This window comes from Sphingomonas sp. Sph1(2015) (genome assembly GCF_001970915.1).
Classification (GTDB): Bacteria; Pseudomonadota; Alphaproteobacteria; order Sphingomonadales; family Sphingomonadaceae; genus Sphingomonas; species Sphingomonas parapaucimobilis.
Window position 1 is genome coordinate 1 of the sequence record NZ_MQUI01000039.1, and the last position, 26,643, is coordinate 26,643.

Sequence of the window (26,643 nt, forward strand, 5' to 3'; positions counted from 1 at the left end):
CCCCTACAGGGGAGGGGCCGGGGGTGGGGCGCTTCCGCAAGTGCAAAACTCGCGGTGAGGCCCCACCCCGAACCCCTCCCCTGAAGGGGAGGGGCTTGGCGCGGATCAATCCGATGTCCTCCGGTACCGGGGCATCGCTGGCGGTACGCCTCCACCACTGCTTCGTGGCGGCGGATTTCAGCTGATTCGGTACAGCCTGAGCGGCGACCCCTTGGGCAGCGGCAGCGGGGTCAGCCAGTTCGGCGTCCAGCCGCGCGCCATCCGGTCGTAAAAACCTCCCGGCGCCCGCGCGCGGTAATTGGTCGACTCGGCCATGTCGGGGCAGATCAGCAGCAGCGTCGCGCCGTGCCGCTTCATGATCGCGCGCGCCTGCGCCTCGCTGCCCTGGAAGGCATGCTGCACGTCCAGGATCGCATCGCCATTGCGGTGATACGGACCCGCGATCGCGTCATGATGGGTCGTCACGATCAGCCGCGGCCCCAGGTCGACAAAGGTGAACACCGTTGCCTTGGGATAGGCATTCACCCGCGTCAGCACCGAGGTACGCACGCACTGCCCGGTCGCACGGTTGACCCGGTTGGCATAGGCGCTGGGCTGAGTGGCGGGCAGATAGGTGACGACCCAGCTTGCCGCGATCCCCGTCGGCACCAGCACCGCCAGCACGATGGCGGGCACCCGCAGCAGCGGCGAGCGCAGCCGGGCCAGCCAGGGCAGGACCATCCACAGCAGCGCCGCGACGCCCGGCACCGCCAGCATCTGCGCCGCCGGAGCCGCGCGCGCCTGCCACAACAGCATCAGGCAGGCGAAGGTCGTGAACAGCGCCACGGCGGTCCAGCCGATCGTCCGCCACCGCCAGGCCGCGACGATCGCCCCGATCATCCCGATCACCGGCATGATCGCCATGGGCAGCGCGACGCGAAGCGGATGCTTGTAGATCGGCTTGGCCTCGCGGACATTGTTCAGCCAGTTGCGCTGCAATTCCGGGCTGACCTGTTCGGGGCGGGTCAGGCATTGCGGAAACAGGCCGGCGAAACCGCCCGCGATCACCGCGCCCGCGACCACCGCCAGGCCCAGGCGCGCACCGCGCGACGCCGGGTTGATCCGCGCCAGCACGAACAGCAACGCCCCCGCCGCCACCGTCACCGACAGCCAGACCGGGGTCAGCGCGTCGCAGCGCATCGCGTAATTGGCGTTGGAGGCAAAGGCGGCGAACCCCGCCGCACTGCCCCCGCCGAGCGTCAGCGCATAGATGGCCAGCCGGTCGGCCTCCGCCCGGTCCCAGACCCAGCGCAGCGTCAGGATCGCGCCCGCCATCGCGGCATAGGGCAGCATCTCCAGCCCGATCGCCAGCGACACCGCGCTCGCCAGCCCGACCAGCGCCCCGCCGCGCCGTGCGGCGGGATCGCACAGCCCCGCGACGGTGACCGCCAGCATGGCCAGCTGCCACCCATGATGGTCGATGCGCATCGGCATGTACATCAGCAGCGTGGCATGGGCGCACAGCAGCAGCGCCATGCCCAGCGGCCAGCTCAACGCTCCGACCAGCCGCCGCAGCGTCACCGCCAGCGCGGTCATGGTGATCGACAGCGGGATCAGCGGCGCCAGGCCGCAGGCGAGTCGCTCGGCCCAGGCGGGGGTGGTGAACAGGCGGAAAAACAGGATCAGCCCGGCGATCGGCAGGTCGACGATGCGGCTCCAGTGGATGTCGAAGCCGACCGGCGGGTTCATCCGATACTGGCGCAGATCGTACCAGCCCTGTCCCGCCATCCAGGCCCGCACCTGCATCAGCCGCATATTGTCGTCGGTATCGCCCAGCGACCACCAGCGTATCTGGCCCCAGCGGTCATAGATGTACCAGGCGGTGATCGCCGCCCACGCCACCAGCACCCAGCGTTGCCAGTTGCGGTCGATCTCACGCTGCAGACGTTCCAAAGACGCTTCCCTCATACCCGCCCGCAGCCTAAGGCGCAGAGCTTCAGGCTCCGCTCTATCGCGGGCGACGTAAAGGGCAAGACGGCGGCGTGGCGACTCTTCAGCATCGGATCGAGCGGTGGCGGGACAGCGGGATGCTGGGCCAGCTGATCCGCTTCGGCATTGCGGGGGGCTTGTCGACGGTCGTCTATTCGGCGGTCTATCTGCCGCTGACCTATTGGGTCCTGCCGCACGACAAGGCCGTGCTGGCGGTGCCGCCCGCCTTTCTGGTGGCGGTGATCTTCGGTTTTTTCCTGCACAGCGCCTGGAGCTTCCGCGGCCACGGCACCCGCGACCCCAGCGGCAGGCAGCATCTGAAATTCCTTGTGGTGCAAGGCTTTGGACTTGTGCTGAATGCGCTCTTCACCTGGATTGCCACCGGGCTCCTGCATCAACCACCCTGGGTCGCGCTGATCCCGGTGGTCACGATCACGCCGATCGCGACCTTCGCGCTCAACCGCCAATGGGTCTTCGGATAAGTTCATGGACCGTATCGTTTACGACCGCATGGCCGCGCATGATTCCACCCATTGGTGGTATCGCGCGCGCCGCGACATCCTGGCCGATTACCTGACCCGTTACGGCAAGCTGCCCGCCGAGGCGCGCATCCTCGAGATCGGCTGCGGCACCGGGCATAACCTGCCCATGCTGGCGAGCTTCGGTGCGGTCGACGCGATCGAGATCGATCCGGCCGCGCGGGAGATCGCGTCGCAAAGGCTGGGCAAGCCGGTCCAGGCCGCGCCGCTCCCCGAACTGCCGGGGATCGAGCGGGGCGCCTATGACCTGATCGCCGTGCTCGACGTGGTCGAGCATATCCAGGACGACGTCGCCGCGCTCGCCGCGATGAAGTCGTGCCTGAAGCCGGGCGGCAAGATCCTGATCGCGGTTCCGGCGCATCAGTGGATGTGGTCGGCGCATGACGTGGTGAACCACCATCACCGCCGCTATTCCAAGGGGACCTTGGTGTCGGCGATCGAGAAGGCGGGGCTGCGCCCGCGCAAGCTCGGTTATTTCAACTCCCTGCTCTTCCCGCTGGCGGCCGCCGCGCGGATCGCGGGGCGGATCACGGGGCGTGACGACAGCGACGACTCGCCGCCGCCCGCACCGCTGAACAAGGCGTTCGAGGCGATCTTCCGGTTGGAGCGGCATCTGGTCGGGCGTGTGCCGATGACGCCGGGGGTTTCGATCGTGACCTTGGCGGAGCCTGTTTGAGGTAGGCGTGTGGGCGTGGCCTTCGACTTCGCTCAGGCTGAGCGGGGTTCGGTGTCCAGCCCATATCCCCACCACCCGTTCAGCCTGAGCGAAGTCGAAGGCCAAGGGAATCCCTGGCAAATTCCGGTTCCGCTCCCAGACCCAGCCGGTTAGGGAAGCCCTCATGCTGGACTTTCATCGCGCCGATCTGGCCCGACTGGCCGCGCGGGACCGATTGCGGGGGCTGGCTCCGCAGCGAGGCAGGGACTTCGCCTCCAACGACTATCTCGGGCTGGCGAGCCATCCGCGCCTCGCCGCCGCCATCGCGGACGCCGTGGCGGAGGGCATCCCCGTCGGCTCGGGCGGATCGCGGCTGTTGCGCGGCAACCATCCGGAACATGAGGCGCTGGAAGCCGAAGCCGCCGCCTTCTTCGGCGCGGAGGCGAGCCTGTATTTCTCCTCCGGCTACACCGCCAACGCCACGCTGCTGGCGACGCTGCCGCAGCGGGGCGACCTGATCGTCCATGACGCGCTGGTCCATGCCAGTATGCATGAGGGGATGAAGCTGTCGCGCGCCGTATCGGTCGCGGCGGCGCATAACGATCCGGCGGCGTTCGAGGACGCCATCCGCGCATGGCGGGCGCAGGGCGGCAAGGGGACGGTCTGGATCGCGGTCGAAAGCCTCTATTCGATGGACGGCGATACTGCGCCGCTCGCCGAGCTGATGGCGGTGGCCGAGCGGCATGACGCGATGCTGATCGTCGACGAGGCGCACGCCACCGGCGTCTTCGGCGAGCGGGGGCAAGGGCTCGCCACGCCCGGAGAGCGGGTCGTCACCCTCCACACCTGCGGCAAGGCGCTGGGGTGCGAGGGCGCGCTGGTCGCAGGACCTGCGATCGTCCGCGACTATCTGGTCAATCGCGGGCGCGGGTTCATCTTTTCCACCGCCCCCTCGCCGCTGATGGCGCGCGGGGTGCGCGAAGCCCTGCATATCCTCGCCGATGAGCCCGAGCGGCGGACGGCGCTCCACCGGCGGATTGCGCTGGCCAGCGAGCGGCTGGCACCCCATGGCGCGCTGGCGAACGGCACGCCGATCATGCCGCTGATCCTGCACGACAATGCTCGTACGATGCGCGCCGCCGAGGCGTTGCAGGCGCGCGGTTTTGATATTCGCGGCATCCGTCCGCCGACCGTGCCGGTGGGCGCGGCGCGGCTGCGGCTGTCGATCACCCTCAATGTCGGGGACGCGGACATCATCGCCCTCGACCAGGCTTTGCACGAGGTTCTGGCATGAGCGCCATCATCGTCACCGGCACCGATACCGAGATCGGCAAGACCGTCTTTTCCGCCGCGCTGACCGGCGCGCTCGGGGCAAGTTACTGGAAGCCGGTGCAGGCGGGCACCGACGAGGAGGGGCATGGCGATGCCGAGACGGTGGCACGCCTGAGCGGCCGTCCGGTCCTGCCCTCCGCCTATCGGCTGAAGACCCCCTGCTCGCCGCACCGGGCCGCCGAGATCGACGGCGTGACGATCGACCGCGACCGCCTTGCCCTGCCGCAGGTCGACGGGCCGCTGGTCGGCGAAGGGGCGGGCGGGGTGCTGGTGCCCGTCACCCGGCAGATGCTGTTCGCCGACCTGTTCGCGCATTGGGGCCGTCCGGTGGTGCTGGTCGCACGCACGGGGCTGGGCACGATCAACCACAGCCTGTTGTCGATCGAGGCGTTGCGGTCGCGCGGCGTGCCGATCCTGGGCGTCGCATTCGTCGGCGAGGCGGTCGAGGACAGCGAGGCGACCATCGCCGCGATCGGCGGGGTGAAGCGGCTCGGCCGCCTGCCGCGCCTGGCGAACCTGACCCGCGAGACACTGGCGCAGGCCTTCGCCACAAATTTCGACATCGGGGATTTTCGATGACCTCGCCGGTCTGGCATCCCTTCACCCAGCATGGCCTGGGCGAACCGATCCCCAAGGTCGCCACCGCGAGCGGCGCGGTCCTGACCACGGTCGACGGGCGCGAGGTGATCGACGCCATTTCCAGCTGGTGGGTGACGACGCACGGCCACAACCATCCGCGCATCAGCGCCGCCATCGCCGAACAGGCAGGCAAGCTCGACCAGATCATCTTCGCAGGGTGGACCCACGAACCCGCCGAAGAGGTCGCCGCAGAGCTGGTGCGGATCACCCCGCCCGCGCTGACGCGGGTGTTCTTCTCCGACTCCGGCTCGACGGCGGTCGAGGTCGCGCTGAAGATGGCGCTGGGTTACTGGCTCCACCGGGGCGAGCCGCGTCACCGCATCCTCGTTCTCGAACACAGCTATCATGGCGATACGATCGGCGCGATGTCGGTGGGCGCGCGCGGCGTGTACAACCGGGCCTATGCGCCGCTGCTCTTCGATGTCGGCACCATTCCCTTCCCCAGCGATGTGCAGGCCACGCTCGACGCGTTGGAGGCGGAGTGCCGGGCGGGCGCGGCGGCGTTCATCGTCGAGCCTTTGGTGCTCGGCGCGGGCGGCATGTTGCTCTACGCGCCCGAGACGCTGGCCGCGATGCGTGACATCTGCGCGAGGCACGGCGTGTTGTTCATCGCCGACGAGATCATGACCGGCTGGGGCCGCACCGGCACGCTGTTCGCCTGCGAGCAGGCGGAGGTGGTGCCCGACATTCTCTGCCTGTCCAAGGGGCTGACCGGCGGCGCGGTGCCGCTGGCGGTGACGCTGGCGATCGAGCCGATCTTCCAGGCGCATTGGTCGCAGACCGATCGGTCCAGACAGTTCTTCCACTCGTCCAGCTATACCGCCAACCCGATCGCCTGCGCGGCGGCGGCGGCCAATCTGGCGATCTGGCGCGACGAGCCCGTGCAGGCGCGCATCGATACGCTGGCGGCGGCGCAGGCGCGGCATTTGGCGACGATTGGCGGGGAGGCATCGGTCCACAGCCCTCGCCAGCTCGGCACCATCGCCGCGTTCGAGCTGGGTGCGGGGCAGGATTATCTGTCCGATCTCGCCCCCCGGCTGCTGGCGCATTTCCGGGAGCGCAACCTGCTCGTCCGGCCGATGGGCAACACCATCTATGTGATGCCGCCTTATTCCATGACGCCGGAACAGCTCGGTAAAGTCTGGACCGGCATCGGCGAGGCGATCGAGCGTTTCGGGGGTTGAACCTATTCCTCCCCTGCAAGGGAGGTGTCGCGCGAAGCCTGACGAAGGGGTATCCCCCTCTCGATAGCGCGACACTCCTCCGTCAGGCCTGCGGCCTGCCACCTCCCCTTAAAGGGGAGGAATAGATGCGGTGCCCTTTGACTTTAGGGCTTTTCATTTGCTTTATCCCGCGACGATTCAAAAGGAGCAGGCATGAGCGTGGCGGCGGCAAGAGCGATGGGGGCTCTGGCATCAGTGACGGCGCTGTGCTGGGGGATGGCCGCTGCGGCGCAGACGGCTCCGGTGAGCCCGCCTGCAACGCCGCTCGGGCCGATCAACGCCGACCTGCCGCCCGGTGGCGATTCCTACGCCCGCGCCATCGTCCCCAGCGCCGTCACCGCCCCCAATTGGACGCTGTCCGCCTGGGTCCAGCCGCGCAGCGTCATGGGGAAGGGCACGACGATGCTGATCGGCGGCTTCGGCGACCCCAAGGCGGGGCCGCGCCGCTATCTGGCGCTGGTCGATGGCCAGCCCGCGCTCGTCACCGAGGCGGGGGTGGTCCAAGGCGGCGGCGACGCCGACCGCAACAAATGGACCTATATCGCCGCCAGCTATGACGGAAAGATCGTCCGGCTGTTCGTGAACGGTCGACAGGTGGTGCAGCGCGGGCTGTCGCTGGAGCCGGTGACCGGCGTTGCGACGCTGGCGCCCCGCGATTACCAGCCGGTCTTTGCGGGCAAGGTCATCGATTTCCGCATGGTGCGCGAGGCGGTCGATCCGCTGACCCTCCGCGTCGCCGCCCGCCGCGCCCCCGATCCGGCGAAGCTGGCGCTCCAGACCGGCAGCCCGACCTGGCCCTATCAGACCCACCAGATGCAGGGGCAGACGGCACCGCAGGACGCCTGGACGCTGCCCCAGTCCAAGGCCCCGATCCCGACCAGCGGCACGGCAAAGCCAGAACCGAAGGACGCCGCGCTCGTCTCCACCACGACCGGCCAATGGGTGGTCAATGGCTGGCGGTTGATCGAGGCGGCCAAGGTCGGCCCCGGCGGCGCGGACCTGTCGCAGGGCAATTTCGACGCGAGCAAATGGTATGCCGCGACCGTGCCGGGCACGGTGCTGACCACTTTGGTCGATCGCGGCGTCTATCCCGATCCGGCGGTCGGGCTGAACAACCTGTCGATCCCGGAGACGCTGGCGCGGCAGGATTACTGGTATCGCACCGAGTTCGACACGCCTGCTGAGGCGGCCGGGCGGCAAATGTGGCTGACCTTCAACGGCGTGAATTATTCGGCCGAGGTCTGGGTCAATGGCCGGATGATGGGCACGATGAAGGGGGCCTTCATCCGCGGTCGCTTCCCCGTCACGCTGGCGGCCGGGCGCAACGCCGTCGCGGTGCGTGTCTCGCCGCCACCGCATCCGGGCATCGCGCACGAGGAATCGATGACGGCGGGCGTGGGCGAGAATGGCGGCGTCCAGATGATGGACGGCCCGACCTTCGTCGCGACGGAAGGATGGGACTGGATCCCGTCCGTGCGCGACCGCAACACCGGGCTGTGGCAGGGCGTGACGCTGGCCGCGACCGGCCCGGCGATGATCGGCGACCCGCAGGTCGTGACGACCCTGCCCAAGCCCGACAATTCGGTCGCCGATGTCGAGATCGCGGTGCCCGTCACCAATAACGGCCAGACGCCGGTGACGACGACGGTGCGCGCGGTGTTCGACGATGTGGTCGTCGAAAAGCCGGTGACGGTGGCTCCCGGCCAGACCATCCGCGCCGTCCTGTCCCCATCCGAGTTCCCGCAGCTTTCGGTCAAGAATCCGCGTCTCTGGTGGCCCAATGGTTACGGCGACCCGGCGCTGCACGATCTGGCGCTGACGGCGGCGGTCGATGGCGCATTGTCGGACAGCAAGGCGCTTCGCTTCGGGATGCGGCAGGTGACCTATGACCTGTCGCTGTTCGACGATGACGGTGATCTGGAGCGGGTGACGCTGGACCTCAACCGGGTGCGCGGCGGGCCGAAGGTGGTGGACACCAGTCACAAGGGCATTCGCAAGACCGGAAACGGCTGGGCGATGAGCTTCACGCCGGGCGGCGACCAGTCGGCGGCGGTCAGCAAGGTCGCCGACGATCCGCGCCTCGCTCCCTATATGACCTTGCGGGTCAACGGCGTGCGGATCGCGGCGCGCGGCGGCAATATCGGCATGGACGATTTCATGAAGCGCGTCGACCGCGCGCATCTGGAGCCGTTCTTCCGCCTGCATCGCGACGCGCACCTCAACATCATCCGCAACTGGGTGGGTCAGAATACCGAGGACAGCTTCTTCGACCTGGCCGACGAGTACGGCCTGATGGTCCTGTCCGACTTCTGGGAGTCGACCCAGAATTACAATATGGAGGCCGAGGACCCGCAACTCTTCCTCGCCAATGCGGCCGATGTGGTGCGCCGCTATCGCAACCACCCCTCGATCGTTGCCTGGTTCGGACGGAACGAAGGCGTGCCGCAGCCGATCCTCAACACCGGGCTGGACACGCTGCTGCGCGCCGAGGACGGGACGCGGCTCTATATGCCCTCGTCCAATGCGGTGAACCTGCAAGGCTCCGGCCCCTATAACTGGCGGCCGCCGGTGGAATATTTCACGACGCACGCCAAGGGCTTCTCGGTCGAGGTCGGCACGCCCTCGCTGCCGACGCTGGAATCGTGGAAGCGGACCATCCCGGCCGAGGCGGATCGCTGGCCGATCGGCGATGTCTGGGCCTATCATGACTGGCACCAGACCGGGAACGGCGCGGTGAAGACCTATATGGACGTGCTCGAACGTCGCTTCGGCCCATCCAACGGGCTGGAGGATTTCGAGCGCAAGGCGCAGATGATGGAGTATGAATCCTACCGCGCCATCTTCGAGGGGATGAATGCGGGCCTGTGGACCGAAAATTCCGGGCGGATGCTGTGGATGACGCAGCCCGCCTGGCCGTCCTCGGCATGGCAGATCTTCTCGTCCGACTATGACACGCACGCTGCCTTCTACGGGGTGAAGAAGGCCGCCGAGCCGATCCATGTCCAGATGAACCTGCCCGACCACCGCGTCGTGCTGGTCAACAACACCCGTGACGCGCTGAAGGGCGTGCAGGTGCGCGCGAAGGTTGTCGGGCTGGATGGCCGGTCCGAGAGTGAGCAGGAGGCGAAGGTCGTCGCGAATGCCGAGGGGGTGACGCCTGTACTGACCCTCGACCTCGCCCCCGCGATGAAGCGCGGGCCGGTGCTGGTCCGGCTGGAGGCGATGGATGCGGGCGGGCAGCTGCTGTCGACCAACAGCTATTGGGAGGCGGCGGACGATGCGGGTTACCGTGCGCTGACCGCCATGGGGACGGCGCCCGTCACCGCGAGTGCGACGACGCAGGCCCAGGGTGAGGAGACGCTGGCCAGCGTCTCCCTGACCAATGGCGGCACCGTCCCCGCGATCGAAACCAAGCTGACCGTGATGAACGCCGACGGCACGCAGGTGCTGCCCGCCTATTTCAGCGACAATTACGTCACCCTGATGCCCGGAGAGACCCGCGTGATCGAGATTCGCTATCCCACGGCCAAGGCGGACAAGCCGATGGTGAATGTGCGCGGCTGGAACGTCACCGCGACCGCAACGGACCTGCGCCCGTGAGCCGGATGATCCTGACCGCGCTCGCCGCGCTGACCCTCGCCGTACCCGCCGCCGCGCAGACCGCGCCAAAGGAAACCGACTCGCAGCGCTGGACCCGCGAATGGGAGGAGCGGCTGCACAACGACTTCGCCTATCTGGCGCGTTACCGCGACGACAATGCCAAGCTGTCAGCGCCGGTGGCGGGCCAGCCGCGCATCGTCTTCATGGGCGACTCGATCACCGAGGGTTGGGTCGGCAAGATGCCGCAATTCTTCACCCCCGGCCGGATCGGGCGCGGGATCAGCGGCCAGACGACCTCGCAGATGCTGCTGCGCTTTCGGCAGGACGTGATCGACCTGAAGCCTGCGGTCGTGCAGATCATGGCGGGCACCAATGATATTGCGGGCAATACCGGACCGACGACCGACGCGCAGGTCGAAGGCAATATCATGTCGATGGTCGAACTGGCCCAGGCGCATGGCATCCGCGTCATCCTGGCCTCGATCCCGCCCGCCGATCATTTTCCGTGGAAGCCGGGCCTGGCCACCGCGCCGCGCATCGCGACGCTCAATGCCTGGTTGAAGGATTACGCCAAGCGAGTCGGTGCGACCTATGCCGATTACTGGTCAGTGCTGCACGTCGGTGACGCGCTGAGACCCGATTGGGGCCTTGACGGCGTGCATCCCAATGCGGCGGGCTATGCCGCGATGGCGCCGGTCGCCAATGCCGCGATCAAGCAGGCGCTGGCCAAGCCTCAGCCGCGCAGGATGCGGTAATTCAGCCGGGCGGTCGCGATCGGCTGGTCGCGATCCTCCTGCCAGGCGACCGCCTCGACATTGGCGGTCCGCTGGCCGAGGCGCAGGATGACGCCGACCGCGCGCGTCGGATGCCGGTCGCGCCCGGTGCGCAGATAGTTGGTCGTGATCGTCACCGGCTTGATCCGGGCCGCGCCTTCGCCCGCCAGCCGGTGGGTGAGCGCGGCGATGCCCGCCACCTCCAACAGCCCCGCGATCGCGCCACCCTGCAGCAGCCCCGGCCAGCCCATGACATGTTCGCCGAACGGCATGACGAGTTGCGGAGCGTCCTCGACCCAGTCGATCGAACAGCCGAGCCACTCGGCATAGGGCGGCAGTTCCATCGCCTGGCCGATCGCGGTCCGGGGCGCGTTCATGCGGCCATGCCGATAAAAGTGCCCGCGACATGCGCGACCGGATCGTCGGGGTCGCCGTCATGCGCGATCCCCCGGACGAAGGCGATGCTGCGCGTCAGCCGGTAACATTCGCCGCGCCCGATCACGGTGCGTTCGGGCACGGCGGGACGGAGGTAGTCGACGCGCAGGTCGAGCGTCACATGCGCCTCGAACACGCCGCGCTTCAGCCAGACCGCCACGCTGGTCGCCATGTCCATCATCGCGACGATCGGGCCGGAGGCGATGACGCCGCTCGCCGGATCGCCGATCAGCCGCACGTCATAGGGCAGCGCCAGCTCGGCCCAGTCGTCGCCATGCGCGCGATAGGCGATGCCGAGCTGCTGGCCATGCCCGCCACCCAGGCCGCCCATCGCGACGAAGCGTTCCATATCGAACCCCATAAGCCCATGGTCTACACGACCAACGCGCTGGCGCAAAAGGAGAGAGATATGGACGGCCGGGTGACGATCGCGGTGACGGACGGTGTGGCCGATGTCAGGCTGGCGCGTGGGGAAAAGCTGAACGCCATCGACGGCAAGATGTTCGACGCGCTCGCCGGGGCGATCGATGCCCTGTCGTCGCGGGCCGACCTGCGCGCGGTGGTGCTGTCGGGTGAGGGGGAGGGGTTCTGCTCGGGGCTGGATATGGTGGCGATGGCCGGGGGCGATCTGGCGGGACTGGACCTGTCGGCGCGCAAGCATGGCCCGGCCAATCTGGTGCAGCAGGTCGCCTGGGGCTGGCGGACGCTGGCGGTGCCGGTGATCGCCGCCGTCCACGGCGTGGTGTTCGGCGGCGCGACACAGATCATGGCGGGCGCGGACATCAGGTTGGCGCATCCCGCCACCCGTTTCGCAATTCGCGAGGTGCATTGGGGCATCGTCCCCGACATGGGCGGCTTCGCGCTGTGGCGCGGGGTGCGTGAGGATGTGCTTCGCGAATGGGTCTATACCGCGCGCGAGTTCGATGCGGCCGAGGCGCAGTCGGCGGGGTTCGTCACCCGGCTGGTCGAGGACCCGCGCGCCGAGGCGCTGGCACTTGCGCGAAAGATCGCCGGGCGAAGCCCCGATGCGGTGCGCAGCGCCAAGCGGCTGTTCGGGGCGATGGGGGCTGCGCCGGAGGAATTGCTGGCGATGGAAAGTGCCGAGCAGGTGGCGCTGATGCAGGGGGCGAACTTCCGCGAGGCAGTGCGCGCGAACATGGAGCGGCGGCGGCCGGTGTTTCGCGACGTTTGAGAGGTGCCGCTCCCTCACCCGCAGCGATAGCCCCTCCCGCAGGCGGGAGGGGTTGGGGAGGGCATGGGGTCTCATAGAGCCTGTCGCGTGGGGCTTGCCCTCCCCCATCCCCTCCCGCCTGCGGGAGGGGCGTGCCTGTGGGGGGCCGTATGCGCATAAAAAAGGGGGAGCCTCTCGCAAGACTCCCCCCTTCCTTCAGCTCTCGCGGAAAGATTACTCCGCGGTCGCCTTGATGATCTTGCCCGGGTTACGGGGCGGCTCGCCCTTGGGCAGCGCGTCGACATGCTCCATGCCGCTCTCGACCTGGCCCCAGACGGTGTACTGGCGGTCGAGGAAGCGGGCGTCGTCGAAGCAGATGAAGAACTGCGAATTGGCCGAGTTCGGATCGTTGGTCCGCGCCATCGAGCAGGTGCCGCGCACATGCGGCTCGGCGTTGAATTCCTGCTTCAGATTGGGCTTGTCCGAACCCGACATGCCGGTGCCGGTGGGGTCGCCGCCCTGTGCCATGAAGCCGGGGATGACGCGGTGGAACACGACGCCGTCGTAAAAGCCTTCATTGGCAAGGCCGCCGATGCGCGCGACATGCTCGGGCGCCAGGTCGGGGCGCAGGGTGATGACGACATCGCCGCTCTCGAGCGTCAGGGTCAGCTTGGAAAAGGTCTCGGCCATAAGGGTTCTTCCTTGGTTGATGAAGCGCAGGTAGGCATTCCCGTGCCCGCTGGCAAATGCCGCCGTCGCAGTTTAGAGGCGTGACACAGCGTTCATGATCGATCGAGGGAGGCCGAGATCAGCGACACCGAACTCCCCGAACTCGAATCCGAGACCCAGCTGCCCGAAACCCAGCTGGACGAGGACGACCGGCTGAAGCCCGAATATGTGACGGCCGTGCTCGACGCGCTGGAGGCGGGCGACGACGAGGGCGCGCGCGCGCTGGTCGAGCCGCTGCACCCCGCCGACATCGCCGACCTGTTCGAGCTGGTCGGCGACGAGGAACGCGTCAACCTGGCGCGCGCGGTCACCGATCTGCTGAACGGCGACGTCTTCGCCGAGATGAACGACTATGTGCGCGAGCAGCTGATCCAGGCGCTCGAACCGCATGAAGTCGCCAATATCGCGTCGGAACTCGACACGGACGACGCGGTCGCGATCATCGAGGACATGGACGAGGACGAGCAGCGCGCGGTGCTGCGCGCGCTCGACCCCGACGACCGCGCCGCCATCGAAGAGGCGCTGTCCTTCCCCGAGGAGTCGGCCGGCCGCCTGATGCAGCGCGAGCTGATCGCGGTGCCCGAGCACTGGACGGTGGCCGAGACGATCGAGTTCCTGCGCGACGACGAGGAACTGACCACCGACTTCTGGGAAATCTTCGTGGTCGATCCCGGCCATCGCCCGATCGGCACCTGCCAGCTGTCCTGGATCCTGCGCGCAGCCGGCCAGATCGCCATCGGCGACGTGATGAAGCGCGAACAGACGCTGATCCCGGTCGACATGGACCAGGAAGAGGTCGCGCTGCGCTTCCAGAAATATGCGCTGATCTCCGCCGCCGTGGTGGATGGCAGCGGACGACTGGTCGGCATGATCACCGTCGACGATATCGTCCACATCATCCAGCAGGAGGCGGGCGAGGACGTGCTGCGCCTGTCGGGTGCGGGCGAGGGCGATATCAACGAGCCGATCCTCGACAGCTACAAGAGCCGCGTCCGCTGGCTGCTCGCCAACCTGATCACCGCGATGGTCGCCTCCTCGGTGATCGCCGCGTTCGAGGGGACGATCGCGCGCATGGTGGCGCTCGCCACGCTGATGCCGATCGTGGCGGGTGTCGGCGGCAATGCGGGCACGCAGACGCTGGCGGTGACGGTGCGTGCGCTGGCGACCAACCAGCTGACCCAGTCGAACACCGCGCGCGCGATCATGCGCGAGATCCGCGTGGCGATGATGAACGGCCTGACCGTCGCGGCGGTGATCGGCGTGGGCGTCAGCCTGGTCTTCGGCAACCCCGCGCTGGGCATGGTGATCGCGGCGGCGATGATGACCAACATCATGGTCGCCGGGCTGGCGGGCGTATTGGTGCCGGTGACGCTCGACCGTTTCGACGCCGATCCGGCGGTGGCGTCGTCGGTCTTCGTCACGATGACCACCGATTCGATCGGCTTCCTGGCGTTTCTGGGCCTGGCGACCGCGGCAGGCCTGACGGGTTAAGCTATTCCTCCCCTGAAAGGGGAGGGGGACCAGCGAAGCTGGTGGAGGGGGGCTTCCTCATAGGATGTCCCTGGCGGAGATCCCCCTCCACCACCGCTGCGCGGCGGTCCCCCTCCCCGTGCCGGGGAGGATCAGTGATCGTGATCGTGGTCATGCCCGTGCGGCACGTTGCGCAGCGCCTCCAGCACCTCGTCGGTGCGCGCCGGGTCGCCGATCGCCAGCACATGGCCCGCGCTGTCGGCGGTCAGCGGATCGCCGTTCCAGTCGCACATCCGCCCGCCCGCGCCCTCGACGACGGGCACCAGCGCGGCGAAATCGTGCAGCTTCAGCCCCGATTCGCAGACCAGATCGATATGGCCGCTCGCCAGCAGTCCGTAATTATAGCAGTCGCCGCCATAGACCGGCCCCTGGCGCGGGGACTGGCCGCTGACCGCCGCGACCAGCGCCATGAAGTGCGGCACGTCCGCATCGTCGAACAGATGCGGGCTGGTCGTCGCGATGGTCGCGCCGTCCAGGTCGCGACAGCTGCGCGTCCGTGTCGGCTCACCGTTGAACAGGGTCGGCCGCCCCGCCACGCCCAGCCAGCGCTCGCGTGCGATCGGCTGGTCGATGATGCCCAGCACCGGCCAGCCATTGTCGACCAGCGCGATCAGCGTGCCGAAGATCGGCCGCCCGACGGTGAAGCTGCGCGTGCCGTCGATCGGATCGAGCACCCATTGCCGCCCCGTCACGCCGTCCTTGACGCCATATTCCTCGCCATGAATGCCGTCGCCCGAACGCTCCGCTTCCAGGATGCGGCGCATCGCCGCCTCCGCCTCGCGATCGGCCAGCGTCACGGGCGAGCGGTCCTCCTTGATCTCCAGCCCCATTTCGCGGCGGAAATAGGGGCGGATGGCGGCTCCGGCAGCATCGGCAAGACGAAGGGCCAGCTTAATATCGTCGGCATGTACGGACATATTAACCCGGATAGGATAGGTCTGCGCGATCAGCAATGGACGCCATGATCGCGACAGGATAGGCGTTAACTATCTTAATATAAGGAATGGGGCGATGAGGGCAGTGTTGGGCTTTCTCCTGGCGATGGCGGCAGTACCGGCCGCAGCGGCCCTGCGTCCCGGTGCCCCGGCCCCCGACTTCACCACGCGCGGCGCGGTGGCGGGCAAGGTCTTTACGCTGCATCTGAAGGAACAGCTGCGCCACGGCCCGGTCGTCCTGTATTTCTTCCCCGCCGCCTTCACCAGCGGGTGCAGCGCCGAGGCGCGCGCCTTTGCCGAGAAGATCGACGCCTTCCGCGCCGCCGGGGCGCGCGTGATCGGCATGTCGGCCGACCCGGTCGACAAGCTTGCCGCCTTTTCCAAGGCCGAATGCGCGGGCAAGTTCCCGGTCGCCAGCGCCGGTCCCGCGATCGTCAAGGGCTATGACGTCGCGCTTGGCCGCCAGATGGAAGGGCGCGATATCACCTCGCGCACCAGCTATGTCATCGGTCGCGACGGGCGTGTCGTCTTCGTCCATGACGACATGAATCCGTCCGAGCATGTCGCCACGACGCTGGCGGCGGTACGCGAACTGCAAAACCGTCGCTGACAGGCACGTGTCATGGGGCTTTACAGGGGATGGAGCGAAACGGCTGATGTGGAGCCGCGGCGAGCCATGACGATGCCTGCCAGTCTATATGAACGTATCGGCAAGTTTCTGGAGGATCACCGGCTTTCCCCCGATCCGGCGCATTACGCCTTTGTCCATGCGATCCTGACCAATCCCAAAGGCAGCCTGGCGCGTGCGGTCGAATCGCTGATCGATGGCGGCGTTCGCCTGCACCAGGACGATATCGTCCGTCTGGGTGGTCCGGCGGGGGCGTCGCGGCCCATGCCCGAGCCGGATGCCGCCGAACCGGCGGTCCGCGAATCGGCGGTTGACCGGGTCGCCCCGCCCGAGGCGGAGGCGCGGTCGGACGCGCTGGCCGAGCAGACCGAGAATCAGGTCACGGCGTTCATGTCGGTGATGCGCACCTTCCAGGAGGATACATCGGCCTTCGGGGCCAATCTGGCGCGCAACGTGGCGGAGATGAACCGCGAAGAGATCGACCTGCCGACGCTGGCGACGCTGACCGGCGAGATGCTGGAGCGGATCCACGCGACCGAACAGCGGCTGGAGCAGGCGACGGCGGAGGCCGACACGCTGCGCGAGAAGCTGGCCGAGGCGCGGGCGACGGCGCGGCGCGACCCGCTGACCGGGCTGGCCAACCGGCTCGCCTTTTCCGAGGCGCTGGGCCAGTGTTTCCAGGGATCGGACAGCTGCCATCTGGCGCTGTGCGATGTCGACCGGTTCAAGCGGATCAATGACGAGCTGGGTCACGCCACGGGCGACCGCGTGCTGCACTCGATCGGCAAGATCCTGGCCGAGGAATGCCAGGGGCATCTGGTCTGTCGTCATGGCGGCGAGGAATTCGCGATCCTCATGTCCGGCCTGACGGCCAGGCAGGCGGCGGCGCTGGTCGACCGGGCACGCGATGCGGTGCGCAACCGCCGGATGCGCGTGCGCGAGACGGGCGAGCCGGTCGGTGAAGTCACCTTCTCCGCCGGGATCACCGCGCTGAACCCCGAGGACACGCAGGAGACGCTGTTCGCGCGCGCCGATGCGCTTCTTTATCGCGCGAAAAAGGAAGGTCGCGACCGCGCCTGCAACGACGCCTGATTTTTCGCCATCGGATGGCGGGAAATCCCGTCGGCTCGTGGCGGAATTTCCCAAGACGACAAGAGGCTTTCCAAAAAACCACGGAAATCCGCCGTTCTTAAAATTGGCACGCTCTCTGCAATGTCCTTGGTATCGCCGGTCGGATGGTCCGACCGGCGGTCAAATCAGGGAGTTCCACCATGTTCGCTTCGTTCCAGACCCGCCAGATCCTCGTCTCGGTTCTCGGCGCTTTCGTCTTTGCCGGTCTCGCCATCACCAGCGCCGCGCCGATCTTTCCGATCGCCTGAGCGTGATCGCGCCTTACCCCTCTGGCGGCCGGGCCATGCCATTCTGACACCCGGCCGTCCTTCTTGCCCGCATCAGGCGACCGCGCCTGCCCCCACCGGGCCGACCGGCACTTCCTCCTCGCGCGAATAGGTGCCCGTCAGCACCCCGGCGGCCAGCACATGTCCCGCCATCGCCTCGACCATCGCGCCGCGACCCGGCGTCTGTCCGCCGATATCGACCACCGCATCCAGCGCGAACAGCTGGAAGACATAACGATGCTCGCCATGGCCGCGCGGCGGATCGGGCGGCAGCCAGCCTTCACTGAGATAGGAATTGCGCCCGACATCGCCCCCTTCGGGCGTGCCCGCGCCATCCGCGACGACCGCGCCCTCGGCCAGTTCGCCTGCGCGCGGTGGCAGGTTCCAGATGATGGCATGGACCAGAGGCTGCGGCGTCGGGGCGTCGGCATCCTCGACGATCAGCGCCAGCATCGCCGTGCCCTCGGGCGGATCGCCCCAATAGAGCGGCGGCGACACCCCCTCGCCATCGGCGGTGAAGCGCTCGGGCAGCCGCGCCATGTCGCCAAAGGCCGGGCTGTTGAGCGGCATCGCGGCGGGCGGCGCCAGTTCGGGTCGGACGACCGCGATCGATTCCACCCCGGCGCGCCAGCCGCTCATCGCCTTGCCCAACCAGGCGGGCAAATGTTCGAGCATCCTTGTCTCCTCTATCGCGGTTTCACGGGGACGGCCCGCGCGCGCCAGACGGTCAGCGTGTCGATCGCGCCCCGGCATTCGGTCATCTGCGCGGCCCGGAGCAGGCGGAAACGGGTGCCGTCCCAACCGAATTGCTGCGCATCGCCGCAATCGCCCAGCCCCCGGCCCTTGCCCCAGCTCGACAGGCGGCCGTCGCGCGACCAGTCGACATTGACCAGGACCTGGGGCTGGCCCGGTTCGGGCCGCTCACCGAATGGATAGGCGAAGTCGAAGGTCGCGGGGCTCAACCGTCCGTCGCGCCAGATCAGTGGCTTGACCAGATAATTATACGCCCCCGCACCGCAGGACATCAGCACCAGCGTGCTGCGCCGGTCGAGCCGGTGGGCGTCGGCGCTGAACGGGCTGCCATCGTCGGTCGCGCAGCGGTAGCGCCGCCGGGCCTCGCTGATCGCCGAGGCGGGAATGACGGGGGCGGCACCGGGCGGCGGGGTGACGACCTGAACCATGGGCAGCGCGGGCGAGGTGGCACGATGGCGTTTGGCCCCCCGGGCGATCAGCGCGGAGGTCGTGCCCGCGCGTCCCTGCCGATCGTCCATATAGCGAAAGGCGGCCGATGCGCCCGCCAGCGCAAGCGGGTGCGCGCTCGGCGTCAGCAGCGTGGCGCGCTGGCCCCTGGCAATGGCCGCGACAAGCGCGCTGGCGGAGGCACCCTGCCACTCGCCCTCACCATCACGGTCGAGCGGGGTGGAGGCGATGGTCCGGCCATCGACCCGGACGCTGGCCGTCTTGGCCTTGCCGGTCATGTCGCGGATACGCACCGTCACCCGGCCGCCGGCATCGCGCGCGACGATCAGCCCGACATCCTGAAGCGCCGATTCCTCGGCCGCCAGCGAGGCCGCCCCACAGGCCCGGCCATTGTCGCAGGCGACGATCCAGTTGCGGAACAGCTTCAGCTTGCCCGGCTTGGGCGTGTCCGGCGTGGCGGCGGTCGCCGCCGTGGCGACCAGCGCCATGCTCATGGCAAGGCTCATGCGAATCATACCCGATCAACCCCTTGGCTGGCGATCCCGTTCCGAACCGGATAGGGCGCGTTGTAACAGGCTTTGTGGCAGAGATACGGGCCGGAAGAACAGGCCAAAGAGGCAGGGCCAGGAGACAGGAGAGTGTCGATGAAGTCGGTGGGCGTGATCGGAGCCGGTCAGATGGGCGCAGGGATTGCGCAGGTCGCGGCGGCGGCGGGCTATGCGGTGAAGCTGGCGGATGTCTCCGCCGAGCGCGCCGAGGCGGGCAAGGCGGGCATCGCCAAGGCGCTCGACCGGCTGGTGACCAAGGAAAAGACCACCCGCGAGGACGCCGACGCGCTGCTCGGCCGAATCGAGCCGGTCGGCAGCCTGTCCGCCATGGCGGATTGCGAGCTGGTGATCGAGGCCGCGACCGAGCGCGAAGCCATCAAGCGCGCGATCTTCGAGGAGGTCGGCAAGGTGATGTCCGACACCGCCATCCTGGCGACCAACACCTCGTCCATCCCGATCACCCGGCTGGCGCAGGCGGCCCCCGATGCGGCGCGCTTCGTCGGCGTGCATTTCTTCAATCCGGTGCCCGTGATGGGGCTGATCGAGCTGATCCGGGGCCTCGCCACCTCGGACGAAACGGTCGGCAGAGTCGAGGCTTTCGCGCAGGAGCTGGGCAAGCGGGTCGTTCATGCCAATGACGCGCCGGGCTTTATCGTCAACCGAGTGCTGATGCCGATGATAAACGAGGCGATCTTCGCGCTGGGCGAGGGCGTGGCGACGATCCCGGATATCGACGCGGCCTGCCAGCTGGGGCTGAACCATCCGATGGGGCCGCTGACCCTCGCCGACTTCATCGGGCTGGATACCTGCCTGGAGATCACCCGCGTGCTGTTCGAGGGCACCGGCGACCCCAAGTTCCGGCCTGCGCCGCTGCTCATCAAATATGTCGAGGCGGGCTGGTATGGCCGCAAGACCAGGCGCGGTTTCTATGATTACTCGGGCGCGGAACCCGTGCCGACGCGGTAATTCCATTCCTCCCCGGCACGGGGAGGGGGACCATCCGCAGGATGGTGGAGGGGGGATCGCCGATAGGTACGACCTATGCGGCAAGCCCCCCTCCGTCAGGCCTTCCGCCTGCCACCTCCCCGCTGACGGGGAGGATCAGAATGCGCCGTGAACCCGCAGCGCGAACACCTCGGCAGGGCCGCGATCGCGGTTATACCCCGGATTCTCCACATATTGCGCGTCCAGCGTCACCGCGAGCGCGCGGGTGAGCGCGACGTCGTAATAGGCCTCGGCAATCTCCTCGGCGCCCGCATCGGGCAGCTTGCCGTCGCCGACCAGCACGCCCAGCCCGCCCGCCGCCAGATAGCGGCGATGCTCGGCCGAAATCCCGTTGGCGATCAGCGCCAGCCCGACCCGATCCTGCGCCCGGCCCCAGCTTTTGCCGTTCAGCGACGCGCCGATCTGCGCTGTCCGGTCGATATCGGTGAAGTCGTAAGGCTCGATCGACCCGTCGCTGACCCCGACCCGGGCGAACAGGCCCAGCGTATCGGTCAGCGCCTGGTCCATGTTCATATAGCCGCCGATCCGCGTCATCCGCCGCCGGGTGACGGACGAATCGACCGCGCCGCCGGTGGTGGCGGCATAGGCCAGCGCCTCGTCGAAGCGGCTGAAATTGCCCCGGTTGCGGAAAAACCCGAAGCGCACCGATCCGGGCCGCCCGGCGACCTGGTGGCGATGCTCGACCTCGGCATCGATCTGATACTGGCCGAAACCATGTTCCAGCCGCTCGCCATTGGGCACGGTCGACAGGTTGAACAGCCCGGTACGCAGCGTCCAGTCGCCGCGATAGAGTTCGGCGGCGACGCCCGTGGTATAGCCCCAGGCATCGGCGGCATAATCGAAGCTGCCGGTATCGACCGCCGACCAGTTGAGGAAATCGCCGCGCGGATCATGGGCGTAAGGGTTGGTGTCGAAGATATCGCCGACGCCGAACTTGCCGATGGTCAGCACGACCCGGTCGAGGCTGCGCGATCCGCCCAGCTGGTTGGCGACGCCCGCCACCGCCTCGCGCGTGCCGCCAAGCCCGAAAGTCTGGCGGAAAAAGGCGCGTTGCAGCCGGAAATAGGGTTCGGTCTTGCCGACCTTATAGGCCTCGGCGCTGGGGAAGCCCGCGACGCCCAGCGTGTTGGACAGACCGAAGCCCTGGTCGATCTCCGGATTCACCCACAGCTCGCCCCCGGTCCAGGCACGGACGCCGATAAAGGCGGTGACGTCGGCCGTCTCCTTCACCTGACGCGGGGTCAGGCTGTTGGCGCCGGTATAGGGCGAGGCAAAGCCGCCGACCCCCTGTGCAACGAGGGTGGCCTGGCCGTGGATCGCAAAGTCCTGCGGCTGGGTATCCTGCGCGGACGCGGCGCGCGCGACGAGGAACAGGCCGCACAGCGCGGCCCGCGAAACGATACGGATCATGATGGTCTTCCCGGATCAGGCGCTGGCGCGGGGACGGCGCATGGCCTGCGGACGGGTGGACGCGACCAGACGGAGCAGCCGGGCACGCTCGCGGGGGACGCTCGCCATCACGGTGGCGAGGGAATGGGCGCGGACATGCGCGCGGAACAGGGTACGGGTCATGGCAGACCTCCTTCGGGTTCATGTGGTCGAGCCCGGCGGAAGGTCGGCGAGGAACGGCTCTAGCGGGCCGACATCGTCGACCCCGTCAGGCCCGTCAGACGGTCGGCAAGAACGTGGACGCGGATGCGTCTACTGTCCTCGTCGCCGGACAAGGGACTAGATCGGGGCATTGTGATCCTATGTGTGAGTCGGCCACGTCCGCAGCCGACAGGGCGCGCCATAACGCGCTTATAATGGGGATCAACCCCCAATTCCTCCCCGTGCCGGGGAGGGGGACCATGCGCAGCATGGTGGAGGGGGCGGGCCGCAAAGGGAGTCCAGTGAGGAAGCCCCCCTCCGTCAGCGCTACGCGCTGCCACCTCCCCGTACCGGGGAGGAGAAACGGCGTTAGGCGATCAGCAGGCCCGCCAAGGCCGCCGACATCAAATTGGCCAGGCTCCCGGCGATCAGCGCGCGGATGCCCAGGCGGGCGATGGTCGGGCGCTGATTGGGGGCGAGGCTGCCCGTCACCGCCATCTGGATCGCGATCGACGAGAAATTGGCAAAGCCGCACAAAGCGAAGGTGACGACCGCGACGGTGCGCGGCGACAGCTGTGCCGCCTGCTTGCCCAGGTCGATATAGGCGACGAACTCGTTCAGCACGATCTTCTCGCCGAACAGGCCGCCCGCGATCCCCGCTTCCTTCCACGGCACGTTGAGCAGTGCCATGATCGGCTGGAACACATAACCCAGCAGCGCCTGGAAGCTCAGCCCCGGAATGCCGATCAGATTGCCCAGCCCGCCGAGCAGTCCGTTCGCCAGCGCGACCAGCGCGACGAAGGCCAGCACCATCGCGCCGACCGCGACCGCCAGCTTCACGCCGGTCTGCGCACCCTGCGCCGCCGCCATGATGATGTTGGCGGGCTTTTCCTCGTCATGCGTGGCCTCGGCCAGCGCGATGCGCTCGTCCTCGATCACGTCGCCCAGCGGCAGCTGCCCGGCGGGCGGCTCCATGCGGTCGGGCATGATGATCTTGGCCATCAGGATGCCGCCCGGCGCCGCCATGAAGCTGGCCGCGAGCAGATATTCGATCGAGATGCCCATCGAGGCATAGGCCGCCAGGATCGTGCCCGCCACGCCCGCCATGCCGCTGGTCATCACGGTGAACAGCTGCGCCGGGGTCAGCCCGGCCAGATAGGGGCGGATGACCAGCGGCGATTCGGACTGGCCGACAAAGACGTTGGCGGCGGCGCAGAGCGATTCGACCTTCGACACGCCGATGACCTTCTCGATCGCGCCGCCCAGCCAGCGCACGACCAGCTGCATGATCCCCAGATGATAGAGGATCGAGACGAGCGCGGCGAAGAAGATGATCACGGGAAGCGCCTGGATCGCGAAGTTGCGGCCCAGCGGATCGGAGGCCAGCGCGCCGAACAGGAACTTGGTCCCTTCATTGGCATAGCCGAGCAGATCCGCCACGCCGCCGGACAGCCATTGCAGCACCCGCTTGCCCCACGGCACATAGAGGACGAGGACCGCGATCCCCGCCTGCAGCGCAAAGGCCGCGCCGACGACGCGCAGGCGGATTGCCCGGCGATCGGTGGACAGGGCAACGGCGATGCCCAGGATGACGAGAATGCCGGCGATACCGATGGCGAAACGATTCATGCGCGCTGCTTAATATCCCGCTTGGGGCAATGAGACCATGACGCGGCCCCCCGGCTGCGCGGGGGACGATCATAAGCAAGGTGCGGGGGGACCGCCATAGTTTTGATCATGGGGCGATTTCGATCCTCCCCGGCACGGGGGGATCAGAAGATGCCGAGGAATTTCTTGCGTTGTGCCTTGGCCTCTCCCGGATTGCCTTTCCCGTCCTCGGCCTTGGCGGTGGTGCCACGCCCGACATCGTCGCGCTGGTCGCCCTTGGTGGTACGCTGCGCACTGGCCCGCGCGCCCGACAGCACAGGGCCGCATGCCGCGGCCTTGGCATCTCCGACATCGACAAAGGCCAGCACGCCTGCCAGCGGTGTAGCCACCACCGCCAGCCCCAGCCCGGCTCCGGCGCGCGCCAGCAGGTCTCCGCTGATCGGGTTGATCCCCGGATGCGCGAAGGTGCCGGTGATGCCGACCGGCGACTGGCCGGAGAACAGGCTGAAGGTCTTCGCATCGGCGCGCGCCGCCAGGTCGAGCGCCTCGTTGCGGAAGCTGAACCCGCCACGCGCCGTCACGACATTCTTCGACGTATCGATCAGGATCGGGTCCGCCGCCGCCACGCCGCCGCGCACGGTAAAGGCGATCAGGCCGCAATTGATGCGCACCGGCTCCTTCAGTTCCTTCTCGAACATCTTCTGGACGAAGGTGCCGATATCGAGTTCGGCGAGCTGCGCGTTCTTGGTCCACAGCGAACCGGCGGGCAGGATGAAGGCCATGCGCCCGTTCGCGCTGGCGAGCGAATCATGGATGGTGTCGCCGCGCCCGGTCAGCTGGACGCGGCCCTTGACGGTGCCGGTCGTCCCGGCCTCCGCCACGCCCCATCCCGCCAGCAACCGCCCCAGCGGGGTCGGCGACAGGCGGATATCGTAGCGCACCAGGCTGGGCCGCTGGCGCGTGTCGAACAGCAGGTCGGACGACACATCGCCGCGCGCCATGGCGAAGCGCAGCGGCGACAGGGTCAGCTTGCCGCGATCCAGCGCCAGCGTCAGGTCGACGTTCGAGATCGGCACGCGGCGCGAGCGCACGGTACGGATCGTCCATTTCAGATCGGCATCGAAGCGCTGCATCGTCGCCACCGGCAGCGCCGCGTCCGGCAGCAGGCGCTGCGGCCCGACCCCGGTCGCGGCGGCGGCGGCCTCCGCGCCCTTGGTCGCGACGATATCGGGATTATAGCCGATAAAGGGGGCGGCATCGATGATGTCGAGCTTCTGGGTCGCCAGCGTCGAATCGAGGTGCAGCCGCTCGCCATGGGTGACGGTCAGCGTGCCCGTCAGGTCGCTGTCGCCGAACGTCCCCTTCATGCGGGTGAAGCGATAGACGTCGCCGTCCTTCACCAGCTGCGCATGGATGTCATAGGTGCGGGTGCGCGGGATGACGACGCCGATGACCTCCAGCAGGGTGGACAGGTCCTTGCCCCGCGCCCGCGTGCGAAGCGGCACATTCTCGACATCGGCGATGGAGGGCAGGGTGCCGGTGACATCGACGATATTGCCCGCCGCGCGCATCCGCGCGACCAGCTCGTTCTTGCCGCGATTGGCGGTGGCGTCGGGCGAGAGCAGCTGGGCGTTGACGACGAAGGGCGTGCTTCGAATCACACCCTTGCCGCGCACGCCGACCGCGCGGCCGATCCGCGCATCCTGCGACCGGAAATCCGCCAGCGCCAGCTCCGCCGTCACCCGCATCCGGGGATCGCGGTAGCGGACGGTCGTTCCGTTGATCTCGGCCACGTCGATGCGCGGGAATTCCAGCGGCTTGCCGCCCTTCTTCTCGCTGAAGGTCCATGTGTTGGTGCGGTGGTCGGGCGTCCACTCCAGATCGACCGCGCCATTGGTCAGTTCCAGCCAGGTGAAGCGCCGCTTGCCGAACAGCAGCGACAGCGGCGCGATCCGCGAATCGATCCGGTCGGCGGTGAACAGATTCGGTCGCGTCGCCCAGGACGGGTTGGAAACGGCGATCTTCTCGGCGACGAACTTGATCCGCCATGGCGCGAAATAGAGCTGGAAGTCGCCGCCCACGCTGACGGTCCGATGGGTCAGCCTGCCGACGATCGACTCGAAGGGATGGCGCAGGAACCGCCCCCTGGTGACGAACAGTACCAGCCAGATCGCGGCGATGACGGTCAGCAGGCCGATGGCGATCCGCAATGCCCAGCGGCGCCACCCGATACGGGCGGCGGCATGACGCGCGGAACTGTCGGCCGCTGGTGCCTGATCCATGGAAAGCCAAAGCGCGCGAGGGGAGCGGCGGTTCCCCGACACCCTTTGGTTGCATTCTTCCCGCGCTTCGTCTAAGCGGCCCGCTTCCCGAGCGAGGTGTCACGAACGGCCCGGCCATCAGGGCTGCCGCGGCCGTTTCTGCCTTAGCTCTAGCGAAAGGAAAAAAATGCCCAAGCTCAAGACCAAGAGCGGCGTCAAGAAGCGCTTCAAGCTCACTGCGACCGGCAAGCTCAAGCACGGCGTGGCCGGCAAGCGCCACCGCCTGATCAGCCATAACGGCAAGTATATCCGCCAGAACCGCGGCACCTCGGTCCTGTCCGATGCCGACACCAAGACCGTGAAGGCCTGGGCGCCTTACGGCCTGAACTGATTTCTGGAAGGGTAGAAAGATATGGCACGCGTCAAGCGGGGCACGACCACCAAGGCGAAGCATAAGCGGATTTTGGATCAGGCGAAGGGCTATTATGGCCGTCGCAAGAACACCATCCGCATCGCGCGCCAGGCCGTCGAAAAGGCCGGTCAATATGCGTATCGCGACCGCAAGGTTAAGAAGCGGACCTTCCGTGGTCTGTGGATCCAGCGCATCAACGCGGGTGTCCGGGCCGAGGGCCTGACCTATTCGCAGTTCATGCACGGCCTGAAGCTGGCGGGCGTCGAACTGGACCGGAAGGTCCTGGCCGACATCGCCATGCACGAGGGCGAAGCCTTCAAGGCGATCGTCGCGCAGGCGAAGGCCGCTCTGCCGCAGGCCGCGTGACACGCGACTGACGGACTAGCGCCGGAAATCAGGAAAGGGCGTCGGTGGAGTTCCACCGGCGCCTTTTTTTCTGCTTGTGTGCGTGTTGCTTTCTCACCC

The 26,643-nt window shown here is 67.8% G+C and carries 25 protein-coding genes; 14 read left to right on the forward strand and 11 right to left on the reverse strand.

Features of this window, described 5'->3' with window-relative positions:
* Positions 1–177: 177 nt before the first annotated feature.
* Positions 178–1,947: a hypothetical protein gene (locus tag BSZ14_RS14250; RefSeq protein ID WP_076711425.1), complete on the reverse strand. Its 1,770-nt coding sequence runs from the start codon at positions 1,945–1,947 to the stop codon at positions 178–180.
* 119 nt (positions 1,948–2,066) lie between these two features.
* Between BSZ14_RS14250 and BSZ14_RS14255 the strand changes: the two genes are divergently transcribed.
* From BSZ14_RS14255 to BSZ14_RS14285, 7 genes are all read left to right on the forward strand, one after another.
* Positions 2,067–2,450 carry a GtrA family protein gene (locus BSZ14_RS14255; protein WP_042487054.1) on the forward strand — a complete coding sequence of 128 codons (384 nt, stop codon included), beginning with the start codon at positions 2,067–2,069 and terminating at the stop codon, positions 2,448–2,450.
* Between the two features lie 4 nt (positions 2,451–2,454).
* A complete protein-coding gene (locus BSZ14_RS14260; protein ID WP_076711426.1) occupies positions 2,455–3,183 on the forward strand; it encodes a class I SAM-dependent methyltransferase in 729 nt (242 codons plus the stop codon).
* Positions 3,184–3,346: 163 nt separating this feature from the next.
* Entirely contained in the window at positions 3,347–4,456 is a 1,110-nt protein-coding gene (locus BSZ14_RS14265; RefSeq protein WP_076711427.1) for an 8-amino-7-oxononanoate synthase, read from the forward strand.
* Positions 4,453–5,073 carry a dethiobiotin synthase gene (bioD, locus tag BSZ14_RS14270; RefSeq protein ID WP_076711428.1) on the forward strand — a complete coding sequence of 207 codons (621 nt, stop codon included), beginning with the start codon at positions 4,453–4,455 and terminating at the stop codon, positions 5,071–5,073. The genes BSZ14_RS14265 and bioD overlap by 4 nt, the downstream gene beginning before the upstream one ends.
* Positions 5,070–6,317 carry an adenosylmethionine--8-amino-7-oxononanoate transaminase gene (locus BSZ14_RS14275; RefSeq protein WP_076711429.1) on the forward strand — a complete coding sequence of 416 codons (1,248 nt, stop codon included), beginning with the start codon at positions 5,070–5,072 and terminating at the stop codon, positions 6,315–6,317. Before bioD ends, BSZ14_RS14275 begins: the two co-directional genes overlap by 4 nt.
* Before the next feature lie 192 nt (positions 6,318–6,509).
* On the forward strand, positions 6,510–9,956 hold the full coding sequence (locus BSZ14_RS14280) for a glycosyl hydrolase 2 galactose-binding domain-containing protein (protein ID WP_241823772.1): 3,447 nt from the start codon (positions 6,510–6,512) through the stop codon (positions 9,954–9,956).
* Between the two features lie 5 nt (positions 9,957–9,961).
* A complete protein-coding gene (locus tag BSZ14_RS14285; protein ID WP_076711431.1) occupies positions 9,962–10,711 on the forward strand; it encodes an SGNH/GDSL hydrolase family protein in 750 nt (249 codons plus the stop codon).
* Here BSZ14_RS14285 and BSZ14_RS14290 read toward each other — a convergent pair.
* Both BSZ14_RS14290 and BSZ14_RS14295 read right to left on the reverse strand, forming a co-directional pair.
* Positions 10,690–11,106, reverse strand: coding sequence for a PaaI family thioesterase (locus BSZ14_RS14290; RefSeq protein WP_241823773.1), 417 nt, complete (start codon positions 11,104–11,106; stop codon positions 10,690–10,692). The genes BSZ14_RS14285 and BSZ14_RS14290 overlap by 22 nt on opposite strands.
* Entirely contained in the window at positions 11,103–11,513 is a 411-nt protein-coding gene (locus BSZ14_RS14295; protein ID WP_241823774.1) for a PaaI family thioesterase, read from the reverse strand. The genes BSZ14_RS14290 and BSZ14_RS14295 overlap by 4 nt, the downstream gene beginning before the upstream one ends.
* 60 nt (positions 11,514–11,573) lie before the next feature.
* Between BSZ14_RS14295 and BSZ14_RS14300 the strand changes: the two genes are divergently transcribed.
* Positions 11,574–12,356, forward strand: a complete 783-nt coding sequence (locus BSZ14_RS14300; protein ID WP_076711446.1) for a crotonase/enoyl-CoA hydratase family protein — start codon at positions 11,574–11,576, stop codon at positions 12,354–12,356.
* Between the two features lie 213 nt (positions 12,357–12,569).
* On the opposite strand, the gene BSZ14_RS14305 is transcribed toward BSZ14_RS14300, so the two are convergent.
* On the reverse strand, positions 12,570–13,025 hold the full coding sequence (locus BSZ14_RS14305) for a peptidylprolyl isomerase (protein ID WP_042488118.1): 456 nt from the start codon (positions 13,023–13,025) through the stop codon (positions 12,570–12,572).
* A gap of 117 nt (positions 13,026–13,142) precedes the next feature.
* On the opposite strand from BSZ14_RS14305, the gene mgtE reads away from it, so the two are divergent.
* Positions 13,143–14,555 (forward strand): magnesium transporter, encoded by a 1,413-nt coding sequence (mgtE, locus tag BSZ14_RS14310; RefSeq protein ID WP_076711433.1) that lies wholly within the window; start codon positions 13,143–13,145, stop codon positions 14,553–14,555.
* Positions 14,556–14,686: 131 nt separating this feature from the next.
* Here mgtE and BSZ14_RS14315 read toward each other — a convergent pair whose 3' ends face one another.
* On the reverse strand, positions 14,687–15,511 hold the full coding sequence (locus BSZ14_RS14315; RefSeq protein ID WP_076711447.1) for an inositol monophosphatase family protein: 825 nt from the start codon (positions 15,509–15,511) through the stop codon (positions 14,687–14,689).
* Positions 15,512–15,605: 94 nt separating this feature from the next.
* Between BSZ14_RS14315 and BSZ14_RS14320 the strand changes: the two genes are divergently transcribed.
* Both BSZ14_RS14320 and BSZ14_RS14325 read left to right on the forward strand, forming a co-directional pair.
* The gene (locus tag BSZ14_RS14320) at positions 15,606–16,139 is read left to right on the forward strand and encodes a peroxiredoxin (protein ID WP_042488123.1); all 534 of its coding nucleotides are present in this window, start codon (positions 15,606–15,608) and stop codon (positions 16,137–16,139) included.
* Between the two features lie 66 nt (positions 16,140–16,205).
* The gene (locus tag BSZ14_RS14325) at positions 16,206–17,249 is read left to right on the forward strand and encodes a GGDEF domain-containing protein (RefSeq protein ID WP_076711434.1); all 1,044 of its coding nucleotides are present in this window, start codon (positions 16,206–16,208) and stop codon (positions 17,247–17,249) included.
* Positions 17,250–17,608: 359 nt separating this feature from the next.
* On the opposite strand, the gene BSZ14_RS14330 is transcribed toward BSZ14_RS14325, so the two are convergent.
* Entirely contained in the window at positions 17,609–18,229 is a 621-nt protein-coding gene (locus tag BSZ14_RS14330; protein WP_076711435.1) for a YbhB/YbcL family Raf kinase inhibitor-like protein, read from the reverse strand.
* 11 nt (positions 18,230–18,240) lie between these two features.
* Positions 18,241–19,260: a DUF1176 domain-containing protein gene (locus BSZ14_RS14335; protein ID WP_158069215.1), complete on the reverse strand. Its 1,020-nt coding sequence runs from the start codon at positions 19,258–19,260 to the stop codon at positions 18,241–18,243.
* A gap of 138 nt (positions 19,261–19,398) precedes the next feature.
* Between BSZ14_RS14335 and BSZ14_RS14340 the strand changes: the two genes are divergently transcribed.
* Positions 19,399–20,268 (forward strand): 3-hydroxybutyryl-CoA dehydrogenase, encoded by an 870-nt coding sequence (locus BSZ14_RS14340; protein ID WP_076711437.1) that lies wholly within the window; start codon positions 19,399–19,401, stop codon positions 20,266–20,268.
* A gap of 135 nt (positions 20,269–20,403) precedes the next feature.
* Here BSZ14_RS14340 and BSZ14_RS14345 read toward each other — a convergent pair whose 3' ends face one another.
* From BSZ14_RS14345 to BSZ14_RS14355, 4 genes are all read right to left on the reverse strand, one after another.
* Positions 20,404–21,717, reverse strand: a complete 1,314-nt coding sequence (locus tag BSZ14_RS14345) for a carbohydrate porin (RefSeq protein ID WP_076711438.1) — start codon at positions 21,715–21,717, stop codon at positions 20,404–20,406.
* A 15-nt stretch (positions 21,718–21,732) separates the two neighbouring features.
* On the reverse strand, positions 21,733–21,879 hold the full coding sequence (locus tag BSZ14_RS19725) for a hypothetical protein (RefSeq protein ID WP_157013673.1): 147 nt from the start codon (positions 21,877–21,879) through the stop codon (positions 21,733–21,735).
* Positions 21,880–22,266: 387 nt separating this feature from the next.
* Entirely contained in the window at positions 22,267–23,526 is a 1,260-nt protein-coding gene (locus BSZ14_RS14350) for a NupC/NupG family nucleoside CNT transporter (RefSeq protein ID WP_042488143.1), read from the reverse strand.
* Positions 23,527–23,669: 143 nt separating this feature from the next.
* Positions 23,670–25,787 (reverse strand): AsmA family protein, encoded by a 2,118-nt coding sequence (locus BSZ14_RS14355; RefSeq protein ID WP_076711439.1) that lies wholly within the window; start codon positions 25,785–25,787, stop codon positions 23,670–23,672.
* A gap of 166 nt (positions 25,788–25,953) precedes the next feature.
* Between BSZ14_RS14355 and rpmI the strand changes: the two genes are divergently transcribed.
* Both rpmI and rplT read left to right on the forward strand, forming a co-directional pair.
* Positions 25,954–26,157 carry a 50S ribosomal protein L35 gene (gene rpmI / locus BSZ14_RS14360; RefSeq protein WP_007406658.1) on the forward strand — a complete coding sequence of 68 codons (204 nt, stop codon included), beginning with the start codon at positions 25,954–25,956 and terminating at the stop codon, positions 26,155–26,157.
* Between the two features lie 21 nt (positions 26,158–26,178).
* On the forward strand, positions 26,179–26,544 hold the full coding sequence (gene rplT / locus BSZ14_RS14365) for a 50S ribosomal protein L20 (protein WP_042488147.1): 366 nt from the start codon (positions 26,179–26,181) through the stop codon (positions 26,542–26,544).
* Positions 26,545–26,643: the final 99 nt, after the last annotated feature.